This is a genomic window from Aneurinibacillus aneurinilyticus ATCC 12856, from assembly GCF_000466385.1.
GTDB lineage: Bacteria > Bacillota > Bacilli > Aneurinibacillales > Aneurinibacillaceae > Aneurinibacillus > Aneurinibacillus aneurinilyticus.
Genome location: NZ_KE952841.1, coordinates 1 through 5,381, shown reverse-complemented (window position 1 = coordinate 5,381; position 5,381 = coordinate 1). Strand labels below are relative to the sequence as shown.

Genomic DNA, 5,381 nt, shown 5'->3' with positions numbered 1-5,381 from the left:
AACTTTTTATTTTGGGGACTTATTGGACAGCCCCCTTCTTTTAATTCTTATAAAGCATACACCATAATTGATTAAATTTTTTCAAAGCTTCTAACGACCATTTACTCTTATCCCCTTTTAAACCTCCGAATAGTTCCAGTTTCATTTCGAGATATCCTTGTTTAACCAAACTTAACTCCCAAATATTATGATACAAATTATCAACATCTTCGCTATTTAACTTATCAGTACATTCCTTACACCAAATTTGAAAGTCTTCAATTTCATCATGGTACTTCTTACTGTCTATCATGATATTACCAGACCAGTCCTTCAAAACCTTTTTACACACATCACACTTTGGATACTTCGCAAGCTGCATCATTCAGCTCCCCTATTCCTTGCATCATAAGGGAACACAATTCGACAAAAGGAAGGCATTTCCTCTTTACGCTAAAAGTACTTTCCGAACACGATTCACAAGTACTGCACTGAATTGTACGCTTTTTGGCTACTAAAGTACGGAAAATGGATATCAAAGTACGTTTTTTGGATAAACAATAACGAAAATAGACAACAAAAAAGCCACTCTTGAGAGTGACTATATTTACTTTCAAATTACATTAGCGCATGTTACCGATAATTGAATTTCTACTATCCTCCATTCTTTTAATAAAATTCACCATTGCATCAAATGCTTCGTTACGCTTACTTGGAAGACTTTGAATTCTGTACGTATCCATTTGCTGAGTGCTGTTTATTTGATTTTGTAATTGAGAACCTGACAACTGCTCTCATTGTGATTGGACAAACTTTAAAGCTGTATCCATATCCATATTACTTAAATCCATCCCATTTAAATTTCCAATATTTGCAGCAGATACAGATACAGCGCCAGAAAATGCCATGACTGCAATCATAAGTGCGCCAATAAGTTTCTTTTTCATCATGAGCAACTCCTTTTATATCATTCGGCTATATTCATCAAAATTCAAGCACGACTTAAAAGCTATAAGCATTGCTCCTTGAATCTTGATGAAGTTATTTTAACAAGTCACCAAACAGTGCACCAATTTCACTCCATCTTTTCATGCTTATTTTCAAAAAATTAGAATAACATCATTTGTTAATCGATGTTATAATTTATGGAAAATCAAAAAACCAAAATATAAAATGTTATTAAATTACCAATGACCCATAAATTGTATTTAAGTATATTTATAGTTAAAAAAGTAATAATCATTTATAAAATAACTTTTAATGCATCTTGTGATAATTTTATCTAGTTTAGGTACATAGATAAAATCATACAAAAGGAGTGGTATCATGAAAAAAATCAAGTTCATCCTATCTATTACTCTAGTATTTGCATTTGTCCTAACAAACATAGCTGTTATAGCTCCAAAAGCATCAGCTACGAGTGTTATTCTTTATTAACATCTTTACGCAAAAGCTAAGGAAGCTGCAGATGAATACCTAGTTCTTTAAAAGATGGAAATGTAATCAGTGACTGAAAGGAACGATGAATGTTGGATTTAAAAACATTTGAGGGGAAACTTTGGAAAGAACCTATAGCTACATCTAAGCAAATTAATAAATTTCAAGAGGATATGATATCCATAAGGGAGCAATTTGAAAATACTTATCCTGAGAAAGTATATCTAATTGACTCTTTTCCAACACCTATGAGATATCCTGCAAGCGAAATCCTTGAAATATACTATGATCACAATCAGGAAGGTCCAATTAGTGACAAGCATTATCTACAGCATGAAGAACGATTTATAGAGGTGATAAAAAGACTGTGGGCCATGAGTCCCGTCTTAATTCAAACTAATTTGCATACTCTCTTGGATTTTGTAGGGACTCCTATCGAAGAATTGCAAAAAAACTTAACCACCCTTGAATCTAATCTTCTTAATGAAATAATTAAGAAAACGAAACCCGCTCAGGATAATATAATTACTTTTGATGAATTCAAAGAAATTAAGCTCATTACCCAGATGAGTCTGAGAGAAAAAATTTCTTCTTGCTTTGTCTTTCCTGATATAAAAGTAATTATTTGGGCAAACAGTCTTACTCTAAAATCTTATGTTGTTGAAAAATCAAACAAAGATTTACTTCAAACTATTTGTACTACCCATGGTCTGTATTTGAGAAAGTAAACTTGTTAGCAACTATCCTCAAATGTTAAAACATGTAAATAAAGTGCCCCCGCCTTTATCTTGGTGTACGTCCGTTCGCTCAGCCCTACCTCGCCAGCTACGATATAATCAAAGCTCTGTCTTCTAGATACCCGCAACTGAATAATTTCTCTTTCCTTCTTTCCTAACCGGTTTACAGCCCTCTCTACGCGCTCTGTAAACGTCCGAATCTCTTCTTCCTTATTCTACATTCCAAACGGCACGGTCTGCTGCTGCATCAATTGTTTTGTTCGTCGCATCGTGATACCTGGCTTCATAGACAGACGTGTTCTTCATTTCCCGACGAACAAAGCCGATTTGCTTGTAAATACGCGCCGTCTCCAGTGCTTCCTCGACTCTCTTTTGTGTAGCTCTCCGGTCAATTTTCGGCAAAAACGACATTTGTATGACGATTCCCCCTGCTCATGGTAGAATATTCTTGTAGATACCAAACAAGGAGCCCCCCTGGTAGATGGTCAGAAAGAGGATATTTTCTATAAAGAGGTGAGTATATTGCTTTTTGCTTCTTTCTTTTTATTCATGGCCCTTGTTTTCTTTTTCCTGATTACAATTAATGCAATTGTCAAGCGTGATCGGAATATCCCTCTCTATATTTTCTTAACTACCATTTTGTCAGGATTATTTTTTTACTTTTCAATTGATATTTTTGCCAAGTAATCCCCTCCATGGACCCGGGTGGGCCTCGAGTGCAGTGAGCAATTCCTCATGCTCTTCTGATGTCATTTTATCTTCATATATCCAGCCATGGCGTGTTTCTATCAAGTACGAAGGATCGGCATATATTAAAACTTCTGGGTACCAGTACCGCTCGATAAGCTTCTCTGCCTTCTGGCATTCAATTTGAGTATTCTTTAAACGTTCCGTTACTTCCATAATTCGTTCCGGCAACTGTTACCAGCCCTTTGTACGATTCCTTCCTGAAGCTTGAATAGAATTCTTCCATCCGGTTCTATCGCTTGTTCTCGTTCCATGTGCTTGCCAGCAACGAACCAAGAATCGTCGTGCGTCCTCCAGTTCATTGCCGTCATTTCATATGACTCGTAGTATTCTGCTCGAGCCCACGGCGTCCATTCAATTAATCGCGCTAACTCTTCGGGCTTTTCACGAATGGTACGAAACAAATTAACCACTTTACCATTAACATCGTTTATCGTTTCGATTTTGGCTGGCTGCTTTGTAGAATACACCGCTCCGGATCCGAAATGTGTTTCCAGGTACACTTCATGTTCTGGCATGTGGTTAATAATCCAGTCCACCATACTCCACTTGCTACCGATTGTTGAACCCTCGGATAAGCCATTTCTCCACCTCCTTAGGCCACCCACCGAGCCTCCCTGGCGGGTAACCGATTATTAAGTCGCATCTCAAAAAGTAATATTTATCCAGAACTTTATTTGTGTTATGCTCAAATAAAAATTTGGTATTAGTTGGGTGATTCAATTGCAGACTCTGATGGTAATCATAATGCTCGCTTTTTCCGTATTTACTAGTGAAACACAATCAAATGAAAGTACATTTATCTCGGAAGGCAATAGTATGGCTCCTTTTTTACAAAATGAAGAAAGACTCATCGTAGATAAGGATTACTATAAAAGCCATCCTGTTGCACATGGTGATGTAATTGTATTTAAGGATGACAAGAACAAAACCCATGTCAAACGGGTAATCAGCATTTCAGGCGACATCATGGAATACAAGGAAGATACCCTATACATAAATAACAAACCAGTTGATGAGCCCTACTTAACTGAATACAAATTAGAAGCAAAACAAGATGAAACACTTCGGGTTACAGAAGATTATGGTCCGTATACGATTCCTCAAGGAACAGTATTTGTATTAGGCGACAACCGCTGGAATAGCTATGACAGTCGAGTATTCGGACCTATAAAGGTAGGACAAATCATAGGTAAGGTTGTAAAGTAATTCCTAGTAACCAGCAAGCTAAGTAAGGCTTGCTGGTTTTGTTGTTACGCCGTATCTCCATCACGCATCTGCTTAGCTACACGCTCTTTATATTTCTTAAAGTCACGGGTCAATTTACCAATTGATGTATCTAACTGCATCGCCAGCGTCGTCCACCCCATACTTTTTCAGCGGCTCATTCGTTTTTGTGTTGATTTCGATGTTGTAGTTAATTACTAGCGAATCAAGCTTGCCTCGTAACTGCTCTCTCGGAACCACAAGCGTGTTTTCATTTTCACCAGCTCTGTTTTTTATTTTAGTAAATCCAATAATTGTTTTTCCGTTTTAGAAAAAAATGATACAATTTAATTGTTAAAATGGGAAAGTTGGTGAACTTGTGTCATCTATTGGTGAAAGAGTAAAAAGATTAAGGGAAAAAAGGGATGGACACAAAGGGACTTCGCCAAAAACTAGGCATCAGTAACAGTGTCCTTTCCAGAGTAGAAAATGGAGAGAAAAAATGTTGAAGACTATCTTATTAAACGTCTTGCCGAAACCTTAGATACAAGTTCTGACTATCTTTTAGATCTATCTAATAATGCAATAAATAAAGAAAATTCACCATCAAAAGAATCCGAGAAAGAAATGAGCCTCTTCTTCTATGATGGTATAGAAGGATATGACGACCTTTCACCTGAAGAACAGAAAGCTTTTCGGGAGCATATGTATGACGAGGCAAGGCAAACCATTGAACTTGTTAAAAAGTTGAAGAAACAAGGTAAACGAGGTGGAATGTATGAACGATAAGTTAGATTTAATCTTAGAAGGTATTAAGGAGTTGCAGCAAATCACACGTGCTATACATGATCGGCAAGAGGAGACAGATGCAAAACTTGAAGCACTGGCTATGGAAGTCCATAAACTACATGGTGAAGTGGCATCTGTAAAAGAAGACACCAAACGTATTCACAAACGCTTGGATTATCAAATTTTACGTATTGCTCGCACTGAAGAAGAAATATATCTATTGAAGCCTGAAAAACAATAACCCTGCTTGTCCATTTAGGTCAGGCAGGGCATTATTTTATGGTTTACGTAAAATATTTACATAAATGTAAAGATATGTTAAAAATAGAGAGAATGGGATATCTCATCTGAAAAAATTGGTGGATTATTAGCCTAGTTTTATTATTAGTCATTATTCTTATCATAGCCGAAAATCAGCAACAAAAAGAGAAAGCTTATTTTGAAACAATAGAAACCACGCCTGTTGATTATCCATAAGGTGGAAGA

General features: G+C 36.6%; 9 protein-coding genes. 4 read left to right on the top strand and 5 right to left on the bottom strand.

Annotated features, from left to right (window positions below; all coding sequences use genetic code 11):
- Positions 1-40: 40 nt before the first annotated feature.
- Together HMPREF0083_RS17345 and HMPREF0083_RS29450 are read right to left on the bottom strand one after the other, a co-directional pair.
- Positions 41-364, bottom strand: coding sequence for a hypothetical protein (locus HMPREF0083_RS17345; RefSeq protein ID WP_021622926.1), 324 nt, complete (start codon positions 362-364; stop codon positions 41-43).
- Positions 365-773: 409 nt separating this feature from the next.
- Positions 774-929 carry a hypothetical protein gene (locus tag HMPREF0083_RS29450; protein WP_021622924.1) on the bottom strand — a complete coding sequence of 52 codons (156 nt, stop codon included), beginning with the start codon at positions 927-929 and terminating at the stop codon, positions 774-776.
- Between the two features lie 576 nt (positions 930-1,505).
- Here HMPREF0083_RS29450 and HMPREF0083_RS17340 point away from each other — a divergent pair.
- Positions 1,506-2,144 (top strand): hypothetical protein, encoded by a 639-nt coding sequence (locus HMPREF0083_RS17340; RefSeq protein ID WP_021622923.1) that lies wholly within the window; start codon positions 1,506-1,508, stop codon positions 2,142-2,144.
- A gap of 219 nt (positions 2,145-2,363) precedes the next feature.
- Here the strand turns inward: HMPREF0083_RS17340 and HMPREF0083_RS17335 are convergent, their stop codons facing one another.
- The 3 genes from HMPREF0083_RS17335 to HMPREF0083_RS17330 form a co-directional block, all read right to left on the bottom strand.
- Positions 2,364-2,564, bottom strand: coding sequence for a hypothetical protein (locus HMPREF0083_RS17335; protein ID WP_021622921.1), 201 nt, complete (start codon positions 2,562-2,564; stop codon positions 2,364-2,366).
- Positions 2,565-2,816: 252 nt separating this feature from the next.
- Positions 2,817-3,071: a DNA adenine methylase gene (locus HMPREF0083_RS26530; protein WP_148316003.1), complete on the bottom strand. Its 255-nt coding sequence runs from the start codon at positions 3,069-3,071 to the stop codon at positions 2,817-2,819.
- Positions 3,047-3,508, bottom strand: a complete 462-nt coding sequence (locus tag HMPREF0083_RS17330; protein WP_051354706.1) for a DNA adenine methylase — start codon at positions 3,506-3,508, stop codon at positions 3,047-3,049. The genes HMPREF0083_RS26530 and HMPREF0083_RS17330 overlap by 25 nt, the downstream gene beginning before the upstream one ends.
- Positions 3,509-3,635: 127 nt before the next feature.
- Here HMPREF0083_RS17330 and lepB point away from each other — a divergent pair, with 127 nt between their 5' ends.
- The 3 genes from lepB to HMPREF0083_RS17315 all read left to right on the top strand — a co-directional run bounded on the left by lepB (position 3,636) and on the right by HMPREF0083_RS17315 (position 5,136).
- Positions 3,636-4,109 (top strand): signal peptidase I, encoded by a 474-nt coding sequence (lepB, locus tag HMPREF0083_RS17325; protein WP_021622917.1) that lies wholly within the window; start codon positions 3,636-3,638, stop codon positions 4,107-4,109.
- 486 nt (positions 4,110-4,595) lie between these two features.
- The gene (locus HMPREF0083_RS17320; RefSeq protein ID WP_021622916.1) at positions 4,596-4,895 is read left to right on the top strand and encodes a hypothetical protein; all 300 of its coding nucleotides are present in this window, start codon (positions 4,596-4,598) and stop codon (positions 4,893-4,895) included.
- Positions 4,885-5,136, top strand: coding sequence for a hypothetical protein (locus HMPREF0083_RS17315; protein ID WP_021622915.1), 252 nt, complete (start codon positions 4,885-4,887; stop codon positions 5,134-5,136). The genes HMPREF0083_RS17320 and HMPREF0083_RS17315 overlap by 11 nt, the downstream gene beginning before the upstream one ends.
- The last annotated feature ends 245 nt before the right edge of the window (positions 5,137-5,381 follow it).